The 23,125-nt window shown below is 41.8% G+C and carries 35 protein-coding genes; 31 read left to right on the top strand and 4 right to left on the bottom strand.

Annotated features, from left to right (window positions below):
* Positions 1-2 precede the first annotated feature (2 nt).
* From rplB to rplQ, 24 genes are all read left to right on the top strand, one after another.
* Entirely contained in the window at positions 3-830 is an 828-nt protein-coding gene (gene rplB, locus ACT3QQ_RS05355) for a 50S ribosomal protein L2 (RefSeq protein ID WP_444521374.1), read from the top strand.
* Positions 831-842: 12 nt separating this feature from the next.
* Positions 843-1,118 (top strand): 30S ribosomal protein S19, encoded by a 276-nt coding sequence (rpsS, locus tag ACT3QQ_RS05350; RefSeq protein ID WP_010196682.1) that lies wholly within the window; start codon positions 843-845, stop codon positions 1,116-1,118.
* A 10-nt stretch (positions 1,119-1,128) separates the two neighbouring features.
* Complete coding sequence (rplV, locus tag ACT3QQ_RS05345; RefSeq protein WP_021813373.1) at positions 1,129-1,458, top strand: 50S ribosomal protein L22; 330 nt, start codon at positions 1,129-1,131, stop codon at positions 1,456-1,458.
* A 3-nt stretch (positions 1,459-1,461) separates the two neighbouring features.
* A complete protein-coding gene (gene rpsC, locus ACT3QQ_RS05340) occupies positions 1,462-2,184 on the top strand; it encodes a 30S ribosomal protein S3 (RefSeq protein WP_057758704.1) in 723 nt (240 codons plus the stop codon).
* 3 nt (positions 2,185-2,187) lie between these two features.
* Entirely contained in the window at positions 2,188-2,601 is a 414-nt protein-coding gene (gene rplP / locus ACT3QQ_RS05335) for a 50S ribosomal protein L16 (RefSeq protein WP_025644399.1), read from the top strand.
* Positions 2,601-2,798 (top strand): 50S ribosomal protein L29, encoded by a 198-nt coding sequence (gene rpmC, locus ACT3QQ_RS05330; RefSeq protein ID WP_025644397.1) that lies wholly within the window; start codon positions 2,601-2,603, stop codon positions 2,796-2,798. Before rplP ends, rpmC begins: the two co-directional genes overlap by 1 nt.
* Entirely contained in the window at positions 2,795-3,070 is a 276-nt protein-coding gene (gene rpsQ, locus ACT3QQ_RS05325; RefSeq protein WP_021813375.1) for a 30S ribosomal protein S17, read from the top strand. Before rpmC ends, rpsQ begins: the two co-directional genes overlap by 4 nt.
* A 182-nt stretch (positions 3,071-3,252) precedes the next feature.
* Positions 3,253-3,621, top strand: coding sequence for a 50S ribosomal protein L14 (gene rplN / locus ACT3QQ_RS05320; RefSeq protein ID WP_010196702.1), 369 nt, complete (start codon positions 3,253-3,255; stop codon positions 3,619-3,621).
* Between the two features lie 8 nt (positions 3,622-3,629).
* On the top strand, positions 3,630-3,947 hold the full coding sequence (rplX, locus tag ACT3QQ_RS05315; RefSeq protein WP_444522822.1) for a 50S ribosomal protein L24: 318 nt from the start codon (positions 3,630-3,632) through the stop codon (positions 3,945-3,947).
* Between the two features lie 21 nt (positions 3,948-3,968).
* The gene (rplE, locus tag ACT3QQ_RS05310) at positions 3,969-4,505 is read left to right on the top strand and encodes a 50S ribosomal protein L5 (protein WP_444522821.1); all 537 of its coding nucleotides are present in this window, start codon (positions 3,969-3,971) and stop codon (positions 4,503-4,505) included.
* A gap of 12 nt (positions 4,506-4,517) precedes the next feature.
* A complete protein-coding gene (rpsN, locus tag ACT3QQ_RS05305) occupies positions 4,518-4,823 on the top strand; it encodes a 30S ribosomal protein S14 (protein ID WP_193006033.1) in 306 nt (101 codons plus the stop codon).
* Positions 4,824-4,834: 11 nt separating this feature from the next.
* Positions 4,835-5,233 (top strand): 30S ribosomal protein S8, encoded by a 399-nt coding sequence (gene rpsH, locus ACT3QQ_RS05300; protein ID WP_101204864.1) that lies wholly within the window; start codon positions 4,835-4,837, stop codon positions 5,231-5,233.
* Positions 5,234-5,455: 222 nt separating this feature from the next.
* A complete protein-coding gene (gene rplF / locus ACT3QQ_RS05295; protein ID WP_444521377.1) occupies positions 5,456-5,989 on the top strand; it encodes a 50S ribosomal protein L6 in 534 nt (177 codons plus the stop codon).
* Positions 5,990-6,000: 11 nt separating this feature from the next.
* Positions 6,001-6,351, top strand: a complete 351-nt coding sequence (gene rplR / locus ACT3QQ_RS05290) for a 50S ribosomal protein L18 (RefSeq protein ID WP_057758713.1) — start codon at positions 6,001-6,003, stop codon at positions 6,349-6,351.
* A 2-nt stretch (positions 6,352-6,353) separates the two neighbouring features.
* On the top strand, positions 6,354-6,869 hold the full coding sequence (gene rpsE, locus ACT3QQ_RS05285; protein ID WP_057758716.1) for a 30S ribosomal protein S5: 516 nt from the start codon (positions 6,354-6,356) through the stop codon (positions 6,867-6,869).
* Positions 6,870-6,889: 20 nt separating this feature from the next.
* The gene (rpmD, locus tag ACT3QQ_RS05280; protein ID WP_057758718.1) at positions 6,890-7,069 is read left to right on the top strand and encodes a 50S ribosomal protein L30; all 180 of its coding nucleotides are present in this window, start codon (positions 6,890-6,892) and stop codon (positions 7,067-7,069) included.
* The gene (gene rplO / locus ACT3QQ_RS05275) at positions 7,069-7,509 is read left to right on the top strand and encodes a 50S ribosomal protein L15 (protein WP_444521379.1); all 441 of its coding nucleotides are present in this window, start codon (positions 7,069-7,071) and stop codon (positions 7,507-7,509) included. The genes rpmD and rplO overlap by 1 nt, the downstream gene beginning before the upstream one ends.
* Positions 7,510-7,528: 19 nt before the next feature.
* The gene (secY, locus tag ACT3QQ_RS05270) at positions 7,529-8,860 is read left to right on the top strand and encodes a preprotein translocase subunit SecY (protein WP_444522862.1); all 1,332 of its coding nucleotides are present in this window, start codon (positions 7,529-7,531) and stop codon (positions 8,858-8,860) included.
* 31 nt (positions 8,861-8,891) lie between these two features.
* Positions 8,892-9,008 carry a 50S ribosomal protein L36 gene (gene rpmJ, locus ACT3QQ_RS05265; RefSeq protein ID WP_010196721.1) on the top strand — a complete coding sequence of 39 codons (117 nt, stop codon included), beginning with the start codon at positions 8,892-8,894 and terminating at the stop codon, positions 9,006-9,008.
* A 247-nt stretch (positions 9,009-9,255) separates the two neighbouring features.
* Positions 9,256-9,612, top strand: coding sequence for a 30S ribosomal protein S13 (gene rpsM, locus ACT3QQ_RS05260; RefSeq protein WP_444521380.1), 357 nt, complete (start codon positions 9,256-9,258; stop codon positions 9,610-9,612).
* A 20-nt stretch (positions 9,613-9,632) separates the two neighbouring features.
* Positions 9,633-10,022, top strand: a complete 390-nt coding sequence (rpsK, locus tag ACT3QQ_RS05255; protein ID WP_045454458.1) for a 30S ribosomal protein S11 — start codon at positions 9,633-9,635, stop codon at positions 10,020-10,022.
* 48 nt (positions 10,023-10,070) lie between these two features.
* Positions 10,071-10,712: a 30S ribosomal protein S4 gene (rpsD, locus tag ACT3QQ_RS05250; RefSeq protein WP_444521381.1), complete on the top strand. Its 642-nt coding sequence runs from the start codon at positions 10,071-10,073 to the stop codon at positions 10,710-10,712.
* Between the two features lie 80 nt (positions 10,713-10,792).
* Positions 10,793-11,800: a DNA-directed RNA polymerase subunit alpha gene (locus tag ACT3QQ_RS05245; RefSeq protein ID WP_021813386.1), complete on the top strand. Its 1,008-nt coding sequence runs from the start codon at positions 10,793-10,795 to the stop codon at positions 11,798-11,800.
* 19 nt (positions 11,801-11,819) lie between these two features.
* A complete protein-coding gene (gene rplQ / locus ACT3QQ_RS05240) occupies positions 11,820-12,179 on the top strand; it encodes a 50S ribosomal protein L17 (protein ID WP_021813387.1) in 360 nt (119 codons plus the stop codon).
* Positions 12,180-12,269: 90 nt separating this feature from the next.
* Here rplQ and ACT3QQ_RS05235 read toward each other — a convergent pair whose 3' ends face one another.
* Positions 12,270-12,890, bottom strand: a complete 621-nt coding sequence (locus ACT3QQ_RS05235; RefSeq protein ID WP_444527196.1) for an L-threonylcarbamoyladenylate synthase — start codon at positions 12,888-12,890, stop codon at positions 12,270-12,272.
* A 237-nt stretch (positions 12,891-13,127) separates the two neighbouring features.
* Complete coding sequence (locus ACT3QQ_RS05230) at positions 13,128-13,874, bottom strand: elongation factor P hydroxylase (protein ID WP_444527195.1); 747 nt, start codon at positions 13,872-13,874, stop codon at positions 13,128-13,130.
* 182 nt (positions 13,875-14,056) lie between these two features.
* Here ACT3QQ_RS05230 and ACT3QQ_RS05225 point away from each other — a divergent pair, with 182 nt between their 5' ends.
* From ACT3QQ_RS05225 to lysM, 6 genes are all read left to right on the top strand, one after another.
* Positions 14,057-14,650 (top strand): YceD family protein, encoded by a 594-nt coding sequence (locus tag ACT3QQ_RS05225; protein ID WP_444527194.1) that lies wholly within the window; start codon positions 14,057-14,059, stop codon positions 14,648-14,650.
* Positions 14,651-14,967: 317 nt separating this feature from the next.
* Complete coding sequence (gene rpmF, locus ACT3QQ_RS05220) at positions 14,968-15,150, top strand: 50S ribosomal protein L32 (protein ID WP_057758809.1); 183 nt, start codon at positions 14,968-14,970, stop codon at positions 15,148-15,150.
* Positions 15,151-15,575: 425 nt separating this feature from the next.
* Entirely contained in the window at positions 15,576-16,544 is a 969-nt protein-coding gene (gene fabD, locus ACT3QQ_RS05215) for an ACP S-malonyltransferase (RefSeq protein ID WP_444527193.1), read from the top strand.
* Complete coding sequence (fabG, locus tag ACT3QQ_RS05210; RefSeq protein ID WP_444521386.1) at positions 16,541-17,269, top strand: 3-oxoacyl-ACP reductase FabG; 729 nt, start codon at positions 16,541-16,543, stop codon at positions 17,267-17,269. Before fabD ends, fabG begins: the two co-directional genes overlap by 4 nt.
* Before the next feature lie 271 nt (positions 17,270-17,540).
* Positions 17,541-17,777 carry an acyl carrier protein gene (acpP, locus tag ACT3QQ_RS05205; RefSeq protein WP_444521387.1) on the top strand — a complete coding sequence of 79 codons (237 nt, stop codon included), beginning with the start codon at positions 17,541-17,543 and terminating at the stop codon, positions 17,775-17,777.
* A 280-nt stretch (positions 17,778-18,057) separates the two neighbouring features.
* Complete coding sequence (gene lysM / locus ACT3QQ_RS05200) at positions 18,058-18,567, top strand: peptidoglycan-binding protein LysM (RefSeq protein ID WP_444521388.1); 510 nt, start codon at positions 18,058-18,060, stop codon at positions 18,565-18,567.
* A 146-nt stretch (positions 18,568-18,713) separates the two neighbouring features.
* On the opposite strand, the gene queG is transcribed toward lysM, so the two are convergent.
* Entirely contained in the window at positions 18,714-19,871 is a 1,158-nt protein-coding gene (gene queG / locus ACT3QQ_RS05195) for a tRNA epoxyqueuosine(34) reductase QueG (protein ID WP_444527192.1), read from the bottom strand.
* A 244-nt stretch (positions 19,872-20,115) separates the two neighbouring features.
* Here queG and ACT3QQ_RS05190 point away from each other — a divergent pair, with 244 nt between their 5' ends.
* Positions 20,116-21,939, top strand: coding sequence for an NAD(P)H-hydrate dehydratase (locus tag ACT3QQ_RS05190; protein WP_444527191.1), 1,824 nt, complete (start codon positions 20,116-20,118; stop codon positions 21,937-21,939).
* 22 nt (positions 21,940-21,961) lie between these two features.
* Here ACT3QQ_RS05190 and ACT3QQ_RS05185 read toward each other — a convergent pair whose 3' ends face one another.
* The gene (locus ACT3QQ_RS05185) at positions 21,962-22,459 is read right to left on the bottom strand and encodes a DUF4124 domain-containing protein (protein ID WP_444521391.1); all 498 of its coding nucleotides are present in this window, start codon (positions 22,457-22,459) and stop codon (positions 21,962-21,964) included.
* Between the last annotated feature and the right edge of the window lie 666 nt (positions 22,460-23,125).

Below are 23,125 nucleotides of genomic sequence, written 5' to 3'. Positions count from 1 at the left end.
TCATGCCTATCGTAAGAGCAAAGCCAACATCACCAGGCCGTCGTTTTGTTGAAAAAGTAGTGCATCCACACCTTTATAAAGGTCGTCCGTATGCAGCGCTTCTAGAATCAAAAAGCAAGTCAGGTGGTCGTAATAACAATGGCCGCATTACTACTCGTCACATTGGCGGTGGTCATAAGCAACATTATCGCGTTATCGATTTCAAACGTACTAAAGACAATATCCCAGCAACGGTAGAGCGTATTGAATACGATCCTAACCGTACTGCTCATATTGCTCTACTTAAGTATGCTGATGGCGAACGTCGTTATATTATCGCTGCTAAGAAACAAGTAGTTGGCGATACAGTAATGTCAGGCGAGACTTCTCCAATTCGTCCAGGTAACTGCTTACCGCTAAAAAACATCCCATTGGGTACTGTGATTCACAATATCGAACTTAAAATCGGTAAAGGTGCACAGATGGCTCGTTCTGCGGGTGCTAGCGTTCAGTTACTAGGTCGTGACGGTGTATATGCTATTTTACGTATGCGTTCTGGCGAAACTCGCCGTGTACACGTAAATTGCCGTGCTGTTATCGGTGAAGTTTCTAACACTGAAAACAACTTGAAATCACTTGGTAAAGCCGGTGCTTCACGTTGGCGTGGTGTTCGTCCTTCTGTTCGTGGTGTCGCTATGAACCCGGTTGATCACCCACACGGTGGTGGTGAAGGTCGTAACAAAGGTCGCCATCCAACCAGCCCTTGGGGTCAGAAGTCTAAAGGACTTAAAACGCGTAGTAATAAGCGTACTGACAACATGATCATCCGCCGTCGCGCCAAGAAGAAATAAAGGAAGAATTTCATGCCTCGTTCATTGAAAAAAGGTCCATTCATAGACGCGCACTTATTTGCTAAAGTTGAGAATGCATTAGACACCAACTCACGCAAGCCAATTAAGACTTGGTCGCGCCGCTCGATGATTCTGCCACAAATGGTTGGCCTAACTCTATCTGTTCACAACGGCCGTACTCATGTACCGGTTATCGTGAGCGAGCAGATGGTTGGTCATAAACTAGGTGAATTTGCCCCGACTCGTACGTATCGTGGTCACGGCATTGACAAAAAAGCTAAGAGATAAGGTGCTTACCATGGAAGTAACTGCAAAATTACGCGGTGCCGCCATATCGGCACAAAAAGTTAGACTCGTTGCTGATGAAGTTCGTGGCAAATCTATTGAGCGTGCTTTGGATATCTTAACGTATAGCAATAAAAAAGGCGCTGTGTTTGTTAAGAAATGTCTTAACTCAGCCATCGCTAATGCCGAACATAATCACGGCTTAGATATTGACGACCTAAAAGTCGCTACTATCTATGTTGATGAAGGCATCACGCTAAAACGTATCCTACCACGTGCCAAAGGCCGTGCTGATCGTATCAGCAAGCGTACTTGTCACATCACTATAAAGGTAGGAGAATAAGTTATGGGTCAAAAAGTACATCCAATCGGAATTCGTCTTGGTGTTGTAAAAAAGCATAATGCAAACTGGTATGCTAACCCTAAACAATACTCAGAATACCTAATCAACGACATTCAAGTTCGTGAATATCTACGCAAAAAGTTGGATAACGCTATGATCAGCAACATCATGATCGAGCGTCCTACTGGCGCTGCTAAAATTACCATCGCCACTGCGCGTCCTGGTATTGTTATCGGTAAGAAAGGCGAAGATATCGAAAGACTTCAAAAAGAATTGACCAAAATTATGGGCGTACCTGCTCAGGTCAACATTGAAGAAATCACGTCACCTGATCTTGATGCACGTTTGGTAGCAGACGGTATTGGTAGCCAGCTTGAGCGTCGTGTTATGTTCCGTCGTGCAATGAAACGCGCTGTACAGAACAGCATGCGTTCTGGCGCTAAAGGTATCAAGGTTGAGCTGTCTGGCCGTCTAGGCGGTGCTGAGATTGCTCGTAGCGAATGGTACCGTGAAGGTCGTGTGCCATTGCATACACTCCGTGCTGATATTGACTATTCGTCAATTCGTGCAGAGACAACTTACGGCACCATCGGTGTTAAAGTTTGGATTTTCCGTGGCGAAATCCTTGACGGTATGAACAGCGTATATAATCCCGTCAAAGAAGAGCAGACTCGTGCGCCAAAACGCCGTGGTCGTGGAAACCGTCGAAACTCAGACAGAGGTTAAACTATGTTACAGCCAAAACGTACCAAGTTTCGTAAAATGCACAAAGGTCGTAACACTGGGCTAGCTCATCGTGGAAGCACCGTTGCATTCGGACAAATTGGTCTAAAATCTTTGACGCGTGGTCGTATGACAGCTCGTCAAATCGAAGCAGCACGTCGTACCATCACTCGTAAAATTAAGCGTGGCGGTAAGATTTGGATTCGTGTATTCCCAGACAAGCCAATTACCAACAAACCATTAGAAGTACGTATGGGTAAAGGTAAAGGTCCTGTTGAATATTGGGTATGCGAAATCAAACCTGGTAAAGTGCTATATGAAATTGAAGGGGTATCTGAAGAGCTTGCTCGTGATGCTTTAACGCTCGCTGCAGCAAAATTGCCCTTTAAAACTACCATTGTTAAGCGGACGATAATGTAATGAAGATCAGTGAATTACGTGATAAATCATTAGAAGAACTGACCCAGTTACTTGATGAAAAGCAACTTGATGCTTTCCGTATTCGTATGGCTAAAGCAACTGGTCAGTTGGGTAATACCCATGAAGTTAGAGCCAATCGTCGCACGATTGCCCAGCTTCAGACTTTGATTAACGAGAAACAACGAGGCGACTCATGAGCGATAACAATCAAACAGCTACCAATGCTAGCGTATTGACAGGACGAGTTGTCAGCGACAAGATGGACAAGTCCATCACAGTTTTGATTGAGCGTCTGGTTCGTCATCCTTTGTATGGCAAACAGCTTCGTCGTTCTACGAAAATCAAAGCACATGATGAGAATAATGTTTGCCAACAAGGCGACCTTGTCCGCATCAAAGAAACGCGTCCAATCTCAAAAACTAAGTCTTGGACTTTAGTCGATGTGGTTGAAAAAGTAGAAAAAATCTAAGTAAATTGCATTAAAAGCCAGAAGCTGTTAAAATAGCCGCCTTTTTAGGGATGCTGATTGCGCCGAGCGTATATCACTCACATTAAGAGTAAGTGGCGGTTATTTATATCAAAATGCCGTCTACTCATACTGTGCTAGCGGCAGCAACTGGTTTTTATTGCTCATACGTGTGGAGTAACGCTATGATTCAGGTTGAGTCAATGCTGGAAGTTGCAGACAATAGCGGTGCAAGGCGAGTTCAGTGCATTAAAGTACTGGGTGGTTCTCATCGTCGTTATGCATCAGTTGGCGACATTATTAAAGTAACGGTTAAAGAAGCCATTCCTCGTGGTCGTGTTAAAAAAGGCGACGTGATGAATGCAGTAGTTGTACGTACCAAGAAAGGCGTTCGTCGTCCTGATGGTTCTGTGTTACGTTTTGATGACAATGCTGCGGTATTGTTGAACCAAAACAAAGCGCCGATTGCAACTCGTATTTTTGGACCGGTAACTCGTGAACTACGTGGTGATCAGTTTATGAAAATTGTATCACTAGCACCAGAAGTATTGTGAGGTAATCCATGTCAAAATTACGTAAAGGCGATACAGTTATCGTGATTGCTGGGAAAGACAAAGGCAAACAAGGTACTGTACAAGCTGTAAAAAACGATCGTATTAAAGTTGAAGGCGTTAATATTGTTACTAAACATCAGAAGCCAAATCAGGCTACTGGCGTTGAAGGTGGCATCGTTAAGCAAGAAGCTTTTCTGCATATCTCAAATGTCGCAATATTAAATGCGCAAACCCAAAAAGCAGACCGTATTACTTATCAGTTTGGCGAAGACGGCAAGAAACAACGCGTCTATCGTTCAAACGGTGAAGTAGTGGCGACTGCGTAAGACACTAAGGGTGTAATGGTAATGGCAAGATTAAAATCTTTATATAACGATAAATTGAAACAGCAAATCAAAGAAGAGCTTGGTTTGGACAACGTGATGCAAGTGCCTAAAATCACTAAGATCACACTTAATATGGGTGTAGGCGGCGCGTCTCAAGACAAGAAATTGCTTGAAGGTGCTGTAGCTGATATGACTGCAATTGCTGGTCAGAAACCTGTAGTCACAAAAGCGCGTAAATCTGTTGCTGGCTTCAAAATTCGTGAAGAATGGCCAATTGGCTGTAAAGTAACGCTACGCGGTGAGCAAATGTACGAATTTTTAGATCGTCTCGTTGCCATTGCAATTCCTCGTATTCGTGATTTCCGCGGTTTTTCACCTAAAGCCTTTGACGGACGTGGTAACTACTCATTGGGTATTAAAGAACAAATCGTATTCCCAGAAGTAGATTTTGACAAGATTGACCGTATCCGTGGTATGGATGTGACAATCACTACGTCAGCTCAATCTGATGAAGAAGGTCGTGCGTTGCTTAAAGCATTCGGCTTCCCATTTAAATAAGGTAAAGACGTTATGGCAAAGAAGAGCATGATTAACCGCGAATTAAAGCGCGAAAAAATGGTTGCTAAATATGCTGAAAAGCGTATCAAGCTAAAAGAAACTATCAGTGATATGACTGCAAGTGACGAAGCTCGTATGGAAGCGATGTTAGAGCTACAAGCTCTTCCACGTAATTCATCACCAGTACGTCTGCGTAATCGTTGTGCTATCACCGGTCGTCCTCACGGTTACTTCCGCAAGTTTGGCTTATCACGCAATATGCTGCGTGAGCGTGTCATGCAAGGCGATGTGCCTGGTGTTCGTAAAGCAAGCTGGTAAGGAGTAACTATATGAGTATGCAAGATACCGTTGGGGATATGCTAACCCGTATTCGTAACGCACAAATGGCTAACAAAGTATCGGTAGCAATGCCGAGCTCTAAATTACGTAAATCAATTGCTGATTTACTAGTTAGCGAAGGTTATGTGGCTAGCGCTGTTGTTGCTGAAGAAGAAAACAACAAAGCAACCCTTACTATTGAATTGAAATATTTCGAAGGCCGTGCTGTCATCGAAACTATCCAACGTTATAGCCGTCCTGGTTTACGCCAGTTCCGCGGTAAAGACGCTATCCCTACTGTTAAGCAAGGTATGGGTGTTGCTATCGTATCTACTAGCCAAGGTATCATGAGCGATCGTGCTGCACGCGCTGCTGGTATCGGTGGTGAAATCGTTGCATTTGTTGCCTGATTTGCATTTATTGCTTCAGGTAATATGACGATAAAGTCTATTTGTTTCTCCCTAAAGCTATACTAATTTATGATTAATCAGTATAGCTTTAAGATCTAAGTATTTGATGTTAATAAAATTGAATGATGCTTAATGAGAACAACTATGCTAAACTAGCAGGCTTTTTAGCCTGTTAGTTTTTTCGCTAATATAAAGAAGTTAAATTTTTTAAGGAATATTCCTATGTCTCGTGTGGCTAAAGCCCCAGTGACGCTGCCAAACGGCGTAAGCGTTACTTTGAACGATCGGCAGGTCGAAGTTAAAGGCAAGAACGGTACTATGTCTTTACGCCTGCATGAATTGGTCGAGCTGAAACAGGAAGATGATGCTATCATTTTCTCACCTACAGTCGATTCAAAAGAAGCTATGATGCACACTGGCACCATGCGCGCTCTTGTTAACAACTATGTTACTGGCGTAAACGAAGGCTTTGAAAAACGTCTTCAATTGATTGGTGTTGGTTATCGCGCGCAAGTTACTGGTAGCAAAGTAACCTTGAATGTTGGTTATTCTCATCCAGTAGAATATACGTTACCTGAAGGTGTATCAGCTGAAACCCCAACGCAAACTGAAATTGTTTTAAAATCAAACAATAAACAGCAGCTTGGTCAAGCAGCGGCTAACATCCGTGGTTTCCGCCCACCTGAGCCTTATAAAGGTAAAGGTATTCGTTATAGTGACGAGCATGTGATTCGCAAAGAAGCTAAGAAAAAATAAGGTGAGTTGAAATGTTTGATAAAAAAGCAGCTCGTCTGCGTCGAGCTAAGAAAACACGCGCACATATCCGTTTCTTAGGCGTTCATCGCTTAACGGTTAACCGCACGTCAAAACATATTTATGCCCAGATTATCTCTCCAAATGGTGGTGAAGTGATTGCTCAGGCATCTACCTTAGACAGCAGCTTGCGTTCAGGCGCGACTGGTAATGCTGATTCAGCAACGTCTGTAGGCCAAATGATCGCAGAACGCGCAAAAGCAGCTGGCATTACTAAAGTTGCCTTTGACCGTAGTGGTTTTAAATATCATGGTCGAGTTAAAGCTTTAGCAGAAGCTGCTCGCGAAAACGGATTGGAGTTTTAATCATGGCTAGAAATGATAAAAATGATAAAAATGAACAGACTGACGGTCTAGTAGAACGCTTAGTTACCGTTGATCGCGTAGCGAAAGTTGTTAAAGGTGGTCGTATTTTCTCTTTCACTGCATTGACTGTAGTGGGTGATGGCAACGGTCGTGTAGGTTTTGGTCGCGGTAAAGCACGTGAAGTGCCAGCTGCTATCCAAAAAGCACTAGAAGCTGCTAAACGTAATATGATTACTGTTGAGCTAAATGATGCAACTTTGCATCATCCGATCAAAGCACGTCATGGTGCTAGTAAAGTCTACATGCAACCTGCATCTGAAGGTACCGGCGTTATCGCTGGTGGCGCAATGCGTGCTGTATTGGAAGTTGCTGGTGTCAAAGATGTTTTGACTAAATGTTATGGTTCTACCAATACTGCTAACGTTGTTCGTGCAACGTTTAACGGTTTACGTGATATGTCAACTCCAGAAAAGATGGCAGCTAAACGTGGTAAATCTGTAGACGAAATCTTGGGTTAACTTAGACTAGGTGAGTTACGATGAAAAAAATGAAAGTCACTCAATTTAAATCGGGTGCCCATCGCCTAAAGAGCCACAAAGCGAGCTTGAAAGGATTGGGTTTACGCCGTATTAATCATACTGTAGTAGTAGAAGATACTCCTTCGACTCGTGGTATGGTAAATCGCGTTAACTACATGGTAAAAGTGGAGGAAGCGTAATGGGTCTTAGATTAAATGAATTATCACCAGGTGTTGGCGCGAAAAAAACTGCCCAACGTCGTGGTCGTGGTATCGGTTCAGGTCTTGGTAAGACTGGTGGTCGTGGTGTAAAAGGTCAGAAATCTCGTTCAGGTTCTAGTGTACGCTCAGGATTTGAAGGTGGCCAAATGCCTTTATATCGCCGTCTACCAAAATTTGGTTTTACCAGTAAACTGGCTATGAAGACTGCAGAAGTACGTCTTTCTGAACTGAATAAAGTTGAAGGTGATGTAGTTAGCCTTGAAACACTTAAAGCTGCTAACCTTATTCGTCACGATATGACACGTGCTCGTGTAATGCTATCAGGCGAAGTTACTAAAGCTTATACCTTTAAAGGTATTAAAGTGACTAAAGGTGCTAAGCAAGCTATCGAAGCTGCTGGTGGTAGCATCGAGGAGTAGTAACGTGTCAAAACAATCAATGTCATCGGCTGGTATACCGCTTAATCCATTCGCATTTATACGTAAGTATGATGAGCTATGGACGCGTTTATTATTCTTAATCGGCGCATTGATTGTTTATCGTTTAGGGTCACATATTCCAGTTCCGGGTATTAACCCAGTTAACTTGGCTGATCTGTTTTCGCGCAACGAAAACACCATTCTGAGCATGTTTAATATGTTCTCAGGTGGTGCGCTAGAGCGTATGTCCATCATGGCACTTGGTATTATGCCATATATCTCAGCATCAATTATTGTACAGATGATGTCTGCAGTAGTGCCATCGCTTGAAGCCCTCAAAAAAGAAGGTGAAGCGGGACGACGCAAGCTAAACAAGTATACCCGTCAGGGCACGCTTGCTTTAGCACTAGTACAGTCATTAGGAATGTGTGCCGGTTTAATCAGTCAAAACCTTACTTTATCTACTGGTCTTACTTTTTATATTCCAGCTGTTACTTCTTTGGTAGCAGGCGCAATGTTCTTAATGTGGCTCGGTGAGCAGATTACAGAGCGTGGCGTAGGTAATGGTATTTCAATGCTCATTTTTGCGAGTATTGTGGCTGGTACGCCAGGTATGATTTCGCAGTCTATCGAACAGGTCAATCAAGGTCAGATGAACTTGATTGTGCTATTTATTTTTGTACTGCTAGGTATCGCGGTTACTGCAGGTATCGTTTATATTGAACGTGCCCAGCGCCGTGTTCCTGTTAACTACGCGCAAAAACAGCAACAAGGTCGCAAAATTTATGCTCAGCAGCAATCACATTTGCCGCTTAAGCTAAATATGGCAGGGGTCATCCCAGCTATTTTTGCAAGCTCTTTATTGTTGTTTCCCGCAAGTTTAGGGCAGTGGGTTGGTCAATCGACCGATCCTACTTTCGTACAAAAAATACTTCAAAATATGGCATTGGTGTTGTCTCCGGGGCAACCGCTATATTTGGTGCTGTTTGGCGCAATGATTATCTTCTTCTGTTATTTTTATACGGCATTGGTATTTAGTCCGCGTGAAGTAGCAGAAAACCTTAAACGTAGTGGTGCGTATATCCCAGGTATTCGCCCAGGACAACAAACTCAGCGTTACCTCGATCATGTATTAAACCGACTGACCTTTATTGGCGCGATGTATATGACGGTTATTTGTTTAATGCCAATGGTCGTCCAGTCATCGTTTGGTGTGCCGTTTCAACTCGGTGGTACGTCTTTACTGATTATGGTGGTTGTGGTAATGGATTTCATCTCGCAGATTCAAGCGCATTTGATGACCCATCAATATCATGATCAGACGTTAATTCAATCGCCCACTCAACCTTAAATGAGCGGTACGATATTTCAAGGAGCATGCTATGAAAGTTCAAGCATCAGTTAAAAAGATTTGTGGTAGCTGTAAAGTTGTGCGCCGTAAAGGCCGTGTACATATTATTTGTACAGCAGAACCTCGCCACAAGCAACGTCAAGGTTAATATTTAGTATTAGAAAACCATTAGGTTTCATTGCTAATTAAATTAATACTTGAAAAATAACGGCGGATGCGATATCATCCGCCACTTGCCGTGTTTATACAAAATCTTTTATAATAGAATCGATGAGCAGACTTATAGTCACAACATCGAGACTGGCTATAAAAGCTCTAGTATTAACAGCAACAAATCTGAAGAGTAAAGCCTTATCGTTAGATAACGCTTATTTTTCTTTAATGGAGAGAAATCAATGGCTCGTATTGCCGGCGTAAACATTCCGGATAATAAGCATGCTGTTATTTCACTAACTTACATCTTTGGTGTAGGTCGTACGACTGCTCAGAAAATCTTAGAAGCAGTTGATATTGCCCCTACTACTAAAGTTAGTCAGTTAGATGATACACAGTTAGATGCTATCCGTGCACAAGTTGCAAACTACATGACTGAAGGTGATCTTCGTCGTGAAGTTTCAATGAACATCAAGCGTTTAGTTGATCTTGGTTGTTACCGTGGCATCCGTCATCGTCGTAACCTACCAGTTAGAGGTCAGAACACCAAGAACAACGCTCGTACTCGTAAGGGTCCGACACGCCCTCTCAAAAGATAATTAACTTAGGAAGCTAAAAGATGGCAAAAGACACTCGTAGTCGCAAAAAGGTGACTCGTCGTTCAGTATCGGAGGGCATTGCCCATATCCATGCGTCTTTTAATAACACCATTGTTACGATTACCGATCGTCAAGGTAATGCATTGGCTTGGGCCACTTCAGGTGGACAAGGCTTCCGTGGTTCACGTAAATCTACACCATTTGCAGCTCAGGTTGCAGCTGAAGTCGCTGGTAAAGCGGCCCAAGAATATGGTGTTAAGAATATCGATGTTTTGGTCAAAGGACCAGGACCGGGTCGTGAGTCTGCGGTAAGAGCACTAGGTGCATTGGGTTATAAAGTTAACAGCATCTCTGATGTAACCCCAATCCCACACAATGGTTGCCGTGCGCCGAAAAAGCGCCGCGTCTAATATTAAAGACGAAGCTTTTTATATTAAAAGCTTATAGGAGACATAACAATGGCCCGCTATATTGGACCAAAACTGAAATTATCACGTCGTGAAGGTACGGATTTAGGCCTTAAGTCTGGCGTTAAACCGTATGACGTAAAAACGAAAAAAGCTGGTCGTCCACCAGGTCAACATGGCGTAAGCCGTAACAAGACCTCAGAATATGCTCTACAGTTGCGTGAAAAGCAAAAAGTTAAGCGTATTTATGGTGTACTAGAGCGTCAATTCGCTAACTACTATAAAGAAGCTGCTCGTAAGCGTGGTGCTACTGGTGAAAACCTACTAGCAATGCTTGAGAGCCGTCTAGATAACGTTGTATATCGCATGGGCTTTGGCTCAACTCGCGCAGAAGCACGTCAGCTAGTTAGTCATCGTACTATTATGGTAAAAAAAGCTGGCCGTGATGAGTTTGTTCGTGTGAACATTCCTTCAATTCAGCTTCAAGATGGTGATGTCATCGCTATCCAAGAGAAGTCTCGCGAACAGCTACGTATTAAAAACGCTATCGAATTAGCGACACAACGTGGTATTCCAGAATGGCTTGATGTTGACCACAGCAAACTACAAGGCACGTTTAAACATGCGCCTGATCGTATTGATCTACCTGCTGAAATCAACGAAAGCTTGATCGTTGAGCTATACTCTAAGTAATGACGTAACGCTCAATGTTATGAATATAGCATTGAGCAATTAACGTTAATTAAACCAGTTTAATAAATCGAGGTGACATCATGATGCTAAATGCAACTGAGTTTCTAACGCCGAATGCCATTAATGTGGATACGGTTAACGAAACGATTGCGAAAGTCACGCTCGAACCGTTAGAACGCGGCTTTGGGCATACCCTAGGTAATGCTCTGCGTCGCATCTTGTTATCTTCATTACCTGGTGCTGCAGTCATTGAAGCTGAGATTGATGGTGTTGACCATGAATACTCAACGCTTGAAGGTCTGCAAGAAGACGTACTTGATTTGCTTTTGAACCTAAAAGGCTTAGCAATTACACTTCATGACCAAAATGAAGTATTTTTGACCTTGGATAAACAAGGTCCAGGCACTATTACTGCTGCAGACATCGCGTTGCCGCACAATGTTGACATCATCAATCCAGAATTGGTCTTGGGTACATTGAGCGACCGTGGTCATCTTAAGATGCGTTTGCGTGTAGTGATGGGTCGTGGATATGAGCCAGCAAACCAGCGCCGTGAAGATGGTGATACTAAAGCAATTGGACGCTTAAAGCTTGATGCAAGTTTTAGTCCTGTGCTTCGTGTTGCTTATCAGGTTGAGAACGCTCGTGTAGAGCAGCGTACTGATCTTGATCGTCTTATCATTGAGCTTGAAACTAATGGCACTATAGATCCAGAAGAAGCAATTCGTAAAGCAGCCACTATTTTACAACAACAGATTTCTATCTTTGTTGACCTAGAAGCTGAAGAAGCGCCTGAGCCTGTGAAAGAGAAAGAAGAGGTTGATCCGGTGCTATTACGCCCTGTGGACGATCTTGAACTAACGGTTCGCTCAGCCAACTGCTTGAAAGCTGAAAACATTTACTATATCGGTGATTTGGTACAGCGTTCAGAGACTGAACTTCTAAAAACCCCAAATCTTGGTAAGAAATCATTGACAGAAATCAAGGACGTATTAGCGTCTAAAGATTTAGAGCTCGGTATGCGCCTAGATAACTGGCCACCAGCTGATTTACGTGTTGATGATCGCTTTTCTTATCGTAGCCGTTAAACTTTAAGGATTTTTGACTATGCGCCATCGTAAGAGTGGAGTCAAGCTGGGTCGTACCGGCAGTCATCGTAAGGCAATGTTTCAGAACATGACCAACTCATTATTTGAGCATGAACTGATCAAAACAACTTTACCAAAAGCTAAAGAACTACGTCGCGTTGCTGAGCCATTGATCACTATGGCTAAAGAAGACAGCGTTGCGAATCGTCGTTTAGCATTCAGCCGTATGCGTAGCAAAGCTATGGTAGGCAAATTATTTGGCACGTTAGGTCCTCGTTACCAGACTCGTCCAGGTGGTTATTTGCGTATCGTAAAATGCGGTTACCGTGATGGTGACAATGCGCCAATGGCTTATGTTGAATTAGTTGATCGCGACTAATTTTGCACTTAAGACATATTTCAAAAAAAAGCTCCAATTGAATTGGAGCTTTTTTTTGTCTTAAATTTGACCAATTATATTATTGGCCTTTTAGAGTAATAATGAATCTACATCGGCTGCACCTTGTCTAATGACCTCCGGAATACTGCTAGTCATGTCTACGATAGTAGTAAGTTTGGTCGTTTTTATACCTGCGTTGATCAGTCCATCAATTTGGTTATCCAGTAAATCTTCAATCTCAAATGGGTCGTCCAAAATATCGTCTCTATCAGGCAAGATTAAAGAGCTGGTCAAGATAGGTTCATCCATTGCTTCTAATAATGCTTGAGCAATAGGATTGCTAGGTACACGAATACCAATAGTCTTTTTCTTTGCATGAGCTAGTTTTTTCGGTACGTCTTTGGTGGCATTAAGAATAAAAGTAATAGGGGCAGGGGTGTGGGCTTTAAGCTGTTTAAACTGCACGTTATCAACTGTTGCGTAGTTGGCAATCTCGCTTAAGTCGCGGCAAAGTAGTGTAAATTGATGTTTATCATCAAGTTGACGGATTTGTTTAAGCTTAGCTAAAGCGTCTTTTGCACCCAAACGACAACCAAAAGCGTAACTGGTATCAGTAGGGTAAATGATTAATTGATCTTTGCGTAATAGGTTAGCGGCTTGCTCAATGAGACGTGGCTGCGGATTGTCGGGATGAATATAGAAAACTTCCATAGTGGTTCCTTATTTTATAATTATTGATTTTTAATTGAGAAAATTTTTTTCCTAATAGATTAGATGTGATTCAATTACTGAATATTTTAGAAAAGTTACTTTAAAAGTGAAGTAGATTGATATCTCAAAAAATATCACTTCAGTTACCAGTATAGCTTAAAGCGGATATAAGTTTAGTGGTAAGGCGTTACCAACCGTAGAAAATCGTTAATAAGTAGGGAAGCTAAGTAAGTCAAATTAAGCGTTGATTTCAGATGAAGACGTCTTACAAACGCTAAGTAATACAGTTAATAAAGTCTTAGCGTCACGTGGCAGCGTATGAGGTTTGGATATATAGCTTTCTACCTGTTTATAAACATCACTGGCGAAGGTGCTACTACTAGTATCGAAGTCGGCAAACAAGTTATCTTGTGAGACTTGGAAGTGCCGTCCACAAGCCAAAGTAAACAAACACTCCAATGCTTGAGGTTTGATTTCTACACGCTCAAATGCTTGTTGTTGAGCCGCTGACCGTCCATCTGGAGCATACCAGTAGCCAAAATCAGGCAGCTGCCTGCGAGTGACACCAGCTACGCACCAATGACTGATTTCGTGAAGCGCACTTGCAAAAAATCCATGGGCAAATTCAATTCTCGCAGGTTTATTACCCTGAGCAGGAAAATACTCAGGCTCATTATCGCTACGAGCCAATATAACTTGCTGATCAGAAAACAAAGTATTAAATAGCTGCATCAGCCAATCGGTAGATAATCGTTCGCTATCAACTATCGATTCTGTTGAGTGAGTACTATTGGGCTGAGTAGTAGACAATCCTTGCCATTGATTTCTCCACTCGGTTAAATCTACATTTGTATCGAGATACAGTTTACTATTAGGTGTATTTTCAGTACGACTATCTGATTTAGTAAGCTGCTGAAGCAACGAACTTGCTACAACAGCAGGAAGCAAATCAGAAAAATCAATTTTATTATTGGATAGATTCATAGAGAAGACATTGACTTAATAGATACTAAAGACAAAAAACTTTAGATAAAAAGGTAAGTAGTAAAGGAGCTTAAACAAATTTACTATCAAAAAATCTTAACATACTATCGCTAGCAGAATATGGTACTTTCCGTTAGTATGGCAGGCAATATTATACACCGTTTTGATCAATGAGGCCGCGCATGTCAAGCACTCCAGAAACTAAACCGTCAGCATCGCACGATGACAATAAAAAAGCGCCTGCATCTACTGGTATGCCTGAGAACATCTCCTTAGATAAATGGGCAGACACTGGTTATGAATGGTCAGGAGAGGTAAAACCAAACTCGTTTGATCGTCTTGCTACTACTCTAAGTACTGAGCATGAACAGTCAGGCATACAGCTCGATGCCAACTTGTATCGTCACAATAACGTCTTGCACCTAGCATTTACGTTAACTGGTGAGGTTTGGCTAACTTGTCAGCGCTGTTTGCAACCAATCGCTATAGATTTGTCTGATGACTATGACATTGCGTTACTAGAAAATGACAGTCAGGTACGTTTGGTTGATGAAGAGCAAGACTATTTGTTGCTGGATGAGATCGTCACTGAGCAATCTCCAGAGCGTCTATTACCATTTAAGAAATTGGTAGAAGATGAGATCTTGCTCAAAATGCCAATGGCGCCAAAGCACGATGATTGTGAAATGTCTGTTGAGCAGTTTGGCGAGATACCAGAAGAAGAGGAAAGCGAAAACCCTTTTGCTGCCTTAGCCTCGCTAAAAGGCAAACTATAAGCACCAAAATTATCTACTCGATGCATTTAAAAACCTTTTATCAGCTTTGTACAGAAGAGTGCGAGGCAGGGCTTTATTAATTTAATAAACATGCGTATAATGTCCGGTTTATTGCATTCGAGCAACCTGTTGCTTGCTGATAGAAACTAACTGGGTAAATTTTTTATAGAATTCTGCCTTAGCTAGTGTTTTATGTGAGTGGCAATCTATTTAACTAATGATGCTTAAGACTTAGGTTGTTATGATTACATAGCCTCTGTCAGTATCGACTTAAGCTGAATTTCAAGCTTATCCCTTTTAAGTATAGGAGCTATATCATGGCTGTTCAAAAAAGTCGTAAAAGCCGTTCTCGTCGTGACATGCGCCGTTCACATCACCGTATGGAAATTGCTGAACTAAGCGTAGATGCTACTACTGGTGAAAAACATCGTCGTCATCACATGACTAAAGATGGTTTCTACCGTGGTCGTCAACTGTTCAAAGTCAGCCAAGACGCCTAAGACATTGGCTCTATGACAGCTTAGGCGAAGATAATAATAGTGCTGGTGACTATTATTATTTTTGTCTAATTGTTATTAGTCAATAAGTTTTGAGCTAAAAAAAGCCAAGTTATTTCGCTATCATATATTATGTGGCTGGATAACTTGGTTTTTTGTCATTTGTAGCTAGACTCATTGCTCAATTTGCTTGTTATTTTTAGTAGATTTGAAAATGTGCTGATATAATCTGCTCCTCTAATTTGGGCAGCGTTACTATTGCTGTTTGGTTTGCATCCGCTATGATAATAGCGTTTGTCAGTGTATAGTTTACTGACAATCCGTTTTCTTACATAAATAATTTAAGTAGCGGCTTTGTATAACATCTAATAATATAATACACCCCATTGTTTTTAGGGATATTTCTAATCAGATAAGGAATATTGGTTATGGCTTCTGTACCCGATATGGTAAAAAAGCAACCCGCTCGTATCGCAGTTATCTTCCCTGGTCAAGGATCTCAAGCAGTCGCAATGACGAGTGAGCTTGCTGAAATCTATCCAGAGATACGCGATACATTTACCGAAGCGAGTGATGCGCTTGGTGAGGATTTGTGGGCAATCTGTCAGGACGAAGAAAAACTCAATCAAACTCAATACACTCAGCCTGCGCTTTTGACAGCTAGTATTGCTATTTGGCGTGTCCTACAACAAAAAATAGAAGAGACACCTTGTTATTTAGCTGGTCATTCTCTGGGTGAGTACAGTGCCCTGTGTGCTGCCAATGTGATATCGCTGGGTGATGCAGTCACTTTGGTACATAAGCGTGGCCAGTTGATGCAAGAGGCCGTTGTAGGCGTCGATACTGCTATGGCTGCAGTATTGGGACTAGAAGATAACCGTGTCGAAAACTTGTGTGAACAAGCCACCGAGCACGTTGAAGATGCCGTGGTTGGTGCAGCCAACTTTAATAGTCCCGGACAAGTGGTTATTTCGGGTAACGCTGCTGGTGTTAACGCTGTTGTTGATAAAGTCAAAAACACTGGCAAAAAATCTGTTCCTCTAAAAGTAAGTGTACCGTCTCATTGCGCTCTTATGGAACCTGCCAGCAATGCATTGACTGAGATATTAGCGGATATTAAGTTTGATCAAGCAACCATTCCAGTGATACAAAACCGTCATGCGCGCGTTGAAACCAGTGCGGTAGGTATCAAACAAGCATTGACCGAACAGTTAAGCGAACCTGTCCTATGGTCAAAAACCATGCAAGAGCTAGCTGATAAACAAATTAATATCTTAATCGAATGTGGCAGTGGTAATGTACTGAGCAATTTGGCGAAGCGTCAGGCACAGCCAATCGCAAGCTATCCTACTGACAAGCCTGCCCGTCTAGAAAAATTATTGGAGGTGTTATCATGAGCCGTACAATTACATTAGTAACTGGTGCTAGCCGAGGTATTGGTAAGGCAGTGGCCAAACGTTTTGCCAAAGAAGGGCATTTTGTCATTGGAACCGCGACCACAGAGAAGGGCGCTGAGCTGATCGATGATTATCTTCATGATACTGGCGGTATTGGTCGTGTTTTAGACGTACGTGATACTGCTCAAATTGATAAGTTGTTTGAAGAGATTGAAAGCGTTTATGGCGCGGTACAAGTATTGGTCAATAATGCAGGTATTACCCAAGATGGCCTACTGATGCGCATGAAAGATGATGACTGGGAAAATGTTATCGATACCAATTTGACCTCAATATATCGCATGAGCAAACGTGCCGTACGTGGCATGATGAAAGCACGCCGCGGCCGTATTATCAACATCACCTCTGTCGTTGCTCAAATGGGCAATGCAGGCCAATCCAATTATGCTGCGACTAAAGCAGGTGTAGAAGGGTTTAGCCGTACGCTTGCACGAGAGATTGGTTCACGTCAAGTGACCATCAATTGCGTGGCACCAGGTTTGATCGAAACGGATATGACAGATGAGCTTGATGAGCGCCTATTGAACTCTATGTTAGATGCTGTACCTATCAGTCGTCTTGGTCAGCCAGAAGACATCGCTGCAGCGGTACATTTCTTAGCTAGCGATGAGGCCAGCTATATCACAGGGGCTGTTATTCCCGTCAATGGTGGCATGTATATGTAGTCAATATACGAGCGTTACATAGTTATAATAAAAAACTGTGTGAACGAGTGTAAACTATAATAAAGGGTGCTATAATGACGGATACTTTTGAGTCAGAGCCCTGTATGATAGCAGGGCTTTATTAGACATCAGACAGACTGTATAACATGTCATAAAGTACTCAGACAGTAATACTAGTCTGGCAAACGCATTTTATATATCATGCTATAGAGTTTAAATAAGACGCTATGGCAGTTTATTAAAAATAATAGATGATAACGGAGTGATCTACATGAGTAATGATATCGAGTTAAGAGTAAAAGCAGCAGTAGCTGAGCAACTAGGCATGAATGTTGAAGAAATCAACAACGATGCTTCATTTATGGAAGACCTAGGTGCCGATTCTCTAGACCTAGTTGAATTGGTTATGTCATTTGAAAGTGATTTTGGTATCACTATTCCTGATGAAGATTCTGCAGAATTGACTACTGTTCAAAAAGCAATCGATTACGTACAAGCTCAACTATAATTTGCTACTTATTTAGCAAAATTATGATGCCGCCTATCTTATAGATAGGCGGTTTTTTTATGAGCATATGACTAACACTTTAAACAGGACAATCGAAATTAACATTGGCTACGTCAATTCAACATTATTCAACATACTCTTACTGTCTACCTCAGTTTACTTTGTTTATACTCATAATGGTGATTCATAGGAAAAAGCACTAGTCAGATATTTAACATGTTTTTCGACTACGTGCTTTATTGAAACAACGATAAATAACAATATTTCAAGGAGTAGATATATGGGTATGTTTAGCTTTGCAAAAGATATCGGTGATAAGATTTTTAACCGTGATGATGAAAAGCATGACGCTAAGACAGAAACGAAAGCGGATGTTAATACACCAGTCGAGAGTAGTGAGCCGAGTGCGCAATCAGTTGCGAACATTCTGCTGCGCCGTATTCAGCAGCAAAATCTTGATATCAGTAATCTAAAGATTAAATATAATGGTTCTACAGATACTGCAGAAATAAGTGGTAATGCTAAAACCCAAGCTGATCGTGAAAAGGCTATCATCGCTATTGGTAATGTACAAAACGTCGCAAAAGTTATCGACAATATCGACATTGAAGAAGATGCACCTGAATCTACAATGTACACGGTAAAATCTGGTGACAGCCTGTCTAAGATTGCTAAAGAAGTTTATGGTTCATCTGGCGACTATATGAAAATATTTGAAGCGAACAAGCCAATGTTGTCTGATCCAGATAAAATATATCCAGGCCAAGTATTACGTATTCCAAAACCATAGTATTTGAAAAGACGATTATAAAAACAATATATTTCAAATATAGTAGTTTAATTAAAAAAGCCTCTTATTATTAAGAGGCTTTTTGCATACTATACATTTCAAACAACTATCTTGTCTTAATAGAATTTGATGACCGTAAAATGGTATTAATTAACCAAATCCAGCTTACTCTGCTGCTCAGTTAAGGCCCATTCGATATGCTCATCTAGCATGTCATTGTGCATGGTTAGTTTTGAATTCAACTGTTCGATCACTTCTAAGCTGGCATTAGCATTGCCAAGTCCAATAGCGATATTACGTAAAAAATTTACATAGCCAGTGCGTCTTAATGGGCTACCTTGGGTGTTCTTCATAAAATCATCCTCTTCCCACTGCCACAGTTCAAGTAAGCTACTATTATCTAACCCATGCCTTGGGGCGAAGTCATCAACGGTAGTAAGATTGGCATAGCGATTCCAAGGACAGATTAGCTGACAATCATCACAGCCGAAGACCCGATTGCCTATCGCGCGTCGATACTTGGTATCTATAATGCCATCATGCTCGATAGTCAAATAGGAGATACAAGCCGAGGCGTTGAGTTCATGGGGTGCTACAATCGCTTGAGTAGGGCATATATCAATACAAGCGCTACAACTACCACAATGCTCCTTGACTGGTTTGTCATCGGGCAGCTCAAGGCTCAAAAACAGCTCACCGAGTACAAAGAATGAGCCAGCTTGTTTGTTTATAAGTAGCGTATGCTTACCTGTCCACCCAAGACCTGCTGCATCGGCAATAGGCCGCTCAAAGATAGGCGCCGAGTCGCTAAAAGGTCTAAACACAAATTTTTTTTCTGAACCGATATCTAGATGTTGCCATTCAGGGAGCATTGTTTCTATCTTCAAGGCCAATTGCTTTAGACGACTACGCATGATTTTATGGTAGTCGCGGCCTCTTGCATAACGCGCAATGATACCTTTATTTGGATGGTCGTTATCAGTGACAGCGCGCGGCGTCGGTGCTTGAGTTAGGTAATCCATACGTACACTGATGATGGTTTTTGCGCCCTCGACTAGTTGGTCAGGGTGAGCGCGTAGATCATGATTGTTGTGCATAAACTGTAGTTGACCTTCATAGCCTTTAGCAAGCCACTTCTGTAGCTGTTCAATTTGCTTAGTAAATAAAGGATGGTGTACGGATAAAAAGCCACAATCAGCAAATCCCAATGTCTGTGCTTGCGTTGTAATCCATTGCTTAACATCTGCTACGGTTGCAAACACAGTTGGGTTTGTGACGGCAATTTTGTTTTTATCAGTAGACATAGAAAGTAGGTGCTTATTAGGTGATTTCTCGTTTATTTCAGTCAGGTTGTGTATAGCTAATAATCAGAGATAATGTGAATACCGCTATGATAAGCCAGTGAGCAATGAGTGCAAGTATAAAAGACAATAAACTCACATTCATATTGATACATAAGCCGCCGTAAGCTTTTGATAAGCTGTTATCAGAGATGAACAATCAAATTCAGATAAAATAAGAAATTAGTAGAAATACCAAGGATAAGTTATGAAAAATAGTGCCGATTTATCACTTATAAAAAATAGAAAACCGATTGCGCTATACAGTAGTGAGCAGGTTTATGCGATGGAGCAGGCTTGGTTTGCAGAAGGGTACGATAGCTTTGCTTTGATGAAACAAGCAGCTTGGCAAATGGTGCAGCAAATAGAGCAGATTCATGAGCAAAGAGAGGTCAGTGCTAGCCATTCTGCCAGCACTAACGTTTATCACCGTAGTGCTCATTCACGTCGAGTGAGTATCTGGGTAGGGAAAGGTAACAATGGTGGTGATGGCTGGCTTATTGCTCATTATTTACAGCAAGCTGGCTGGCAAGTAGAAGTAATAACGGTTGGCTTTAGCGAAAATGATTTGAATATTGATGTACAGTCAGCAGCTTCTAAAACTCCTAGTGATAAAGACGGAAGTGATAATCGTATAACTGATGCGACAAAAGCATTACGGATAACACTAGCGAGCAGTTGTAGCTATCAACGATTTGAAGACATGATTGATCACAATGACTCGGATAAAATAGGCTTGCCAGCTGATATATACATCGATGCACTGTTTGGTATTGGCTTAGATCGTGCACCAGAAGGCGCTTACAAATCAGCTATTAGTACTTTTAATCGTCTTACTCAGCAAAATGACGCACTGGCAATTGCAGTTGATATTCCGAGTGGATTAGTAGCCTCTACTGGTGAAGTGTTCGATCGAATAGCAATACAAGCTGAAGTGACTTTGTGCCTGATTGCCCGTAAGCTTGGTCTACACACTAAAGATGGTACAGACTATAGCGGAGACGTAGTTGATATACCGTTGATACCTTATCAAATGGTGCTTCACCAAACAGCTAAACATCATATGATAGCTGCGAAAAATTCCAATCAAGCATTTGAGCCAGTTGCTACGCTGCTGACGGCTGCACATAGTATGAAGCCGCGACGCCAAAACAGCTATAAAGGTAGTTATGGACATGTGCTGGTCATTGGTGGAAATCGCGTCGATTGCTCTCAAGGTATGGGCGGTGCTGCAATACTGTCTGCGGCCAGTACGATGGCGACAGGTGCTGGGAAGATTACCGTTGCCTGCCATGAGAATTTTCATGGGTCATTGCTGACCTCACTGCCAGATGCGATGACTATTAATTTGCATGACGCAAGCGGCGTAAAAGACTTAATTAAACAGGCCAGTGTCGTTGCTATTGGGATGGGACTTGGTCGTGACCAAAAAGCCAAAGCGTTATTTATTGATTATTTACAGGCTGCGATAGCAGACGAAAAGTTAATTGTGATTGATGCCGACGGGCTTTATCATTTGGCGTCACTGCATATAGATAACCATAAGCTGGTAACAGAGTTAAGAGAATATAGCGCTCATCATCGGGTTTGCTTGACACCACATAGTGGCGAAGCAGCTAGATTGCTCGATCAGAAAGTCAGTGAGATTGAGTCAGATAGACTACAAGCTATAAAACAGTGTGCTACGACATATGGTGGTGACTGGGTGCTAAAAGGGGCAGGGTCGTTAGTGTTAGAGCAAGAAGAGCAAATATACGTCTGTAATGTAGGTAATGCTGGCATGGCAACCGCTGGTATGGGTGATGTGCTCTCTGGGGTGACCGCTGGGCTATTGGCACAGCAAGATCTATCAGCAGAGGCGTGCAGCTTACATCAAGCAGTTCTTATACATGGGTTTGCAGGAGATGTATTAGTCAATCAGGTGAATAATCACTATAGCGACACCAATACATTGTTAGTAGGGCAACGAGGGCTACAAGCTCAGGATATGCCAGCAGCCATTCGTCACGTAATGCAGCTTATGATAGTTTGATATTTGCTATCAAGAGATCTAACTAGGTAGAAGAATTAGAGCAATACTGCGTGATTGCTTGCTGTACGCGCTCGCGCTTAAGCTCAATCTCACGACCATCTAAATATTCACGTTTACCGTTAGCATCCATCTCGTATATACGTCCGCCTACATTTAGATTGGTCAAGTTGTTACGCAATGACTGGCAGCGTTGAGCATTAGCCTGAGCTTCTTGTTCTTTAATACGTGCTTCAAGTGCCGCCACTCGCTGCTCTTCTGCAGTTTGGGCGTTGCTGCTCTGATTGGGATCTGTTTTTCCTGCCATTTGTCCTGCGTTGTTTTGTCTACCGTCACTACGAAACTCAATCAGTTCGATATTGCTGCCAGTTTGCGGTGCATGTTGGCTGTATTTCACTTCACCGTGCGCGCCAATAGATTTATAAACTTGTATAGCCTGACTGGCATTCATAGATAGCATTAGCATACACGCAGTACTCATCAAAAGTTTAGCAGTAGTATTTATCTTAGACGTATACGCCATAGTAGCGAACCTCATAATTAATAAAAATCAAATGTATATGAGTGTAAATATAACACTTGAACGTTTTATTGGTAGTAATAATGTATCGACATCTGATTTTAGCAAATAATACTTATCAATGTATATTAATTGATAACTAATAGTTTGTAATAGGCTTTAGAAGTTTTTCTTGACAATAACTCGCAAACCGTCGAATATAATAGCAGTTGATTGGTCAGTGAGCGGCTTTTATGATGTGGCCGTGGCACTTGAGAAATAAAACTACGAAGTACTTATCAGTAGCTTACGCAGTTTTATTTCCTTTGTGATAATGATATAGCAAGCATGGTGGCACAATGACTACTATTGTTAGCGATACATTGTCTCCGGACTTATCTGTCTACAATGACTAAGATAAACTTATTATTTGAAATGTGCTAAATGTGCTTTTAGTAGTTGTATCAAATGCGAACTAGTATGCCGTTAAGAGATTTCGCTCAAGCCTATTGTAAGTTTTAAAGATCTTACTGTTTGGCATTGGCTCTGAAGTTTTTTATAGTTTGTACTAATGCATCTGTATAAATAAATTCACAGTAAATACTTACTAGTATGAATTATTCAATAATAAGCGCCTTCTTTTATAGATGCACTCGCATCTTGTCACTGTATATCGATAAACATCTATCA

Origin of the sequence: Psychrobacter sp. AOP7-A1-24, from assembly GCF_052376235.1 — a bacterium.
Classification (GTDB): Bacteria; Pseudomonadota; Gammaproteobacteria; order Pseudomonadales; family Moraxellaceae; genus Psychrobacter.
This window is presented reverse-complemented; position numbering and strand designations above follow the sequence as displayed.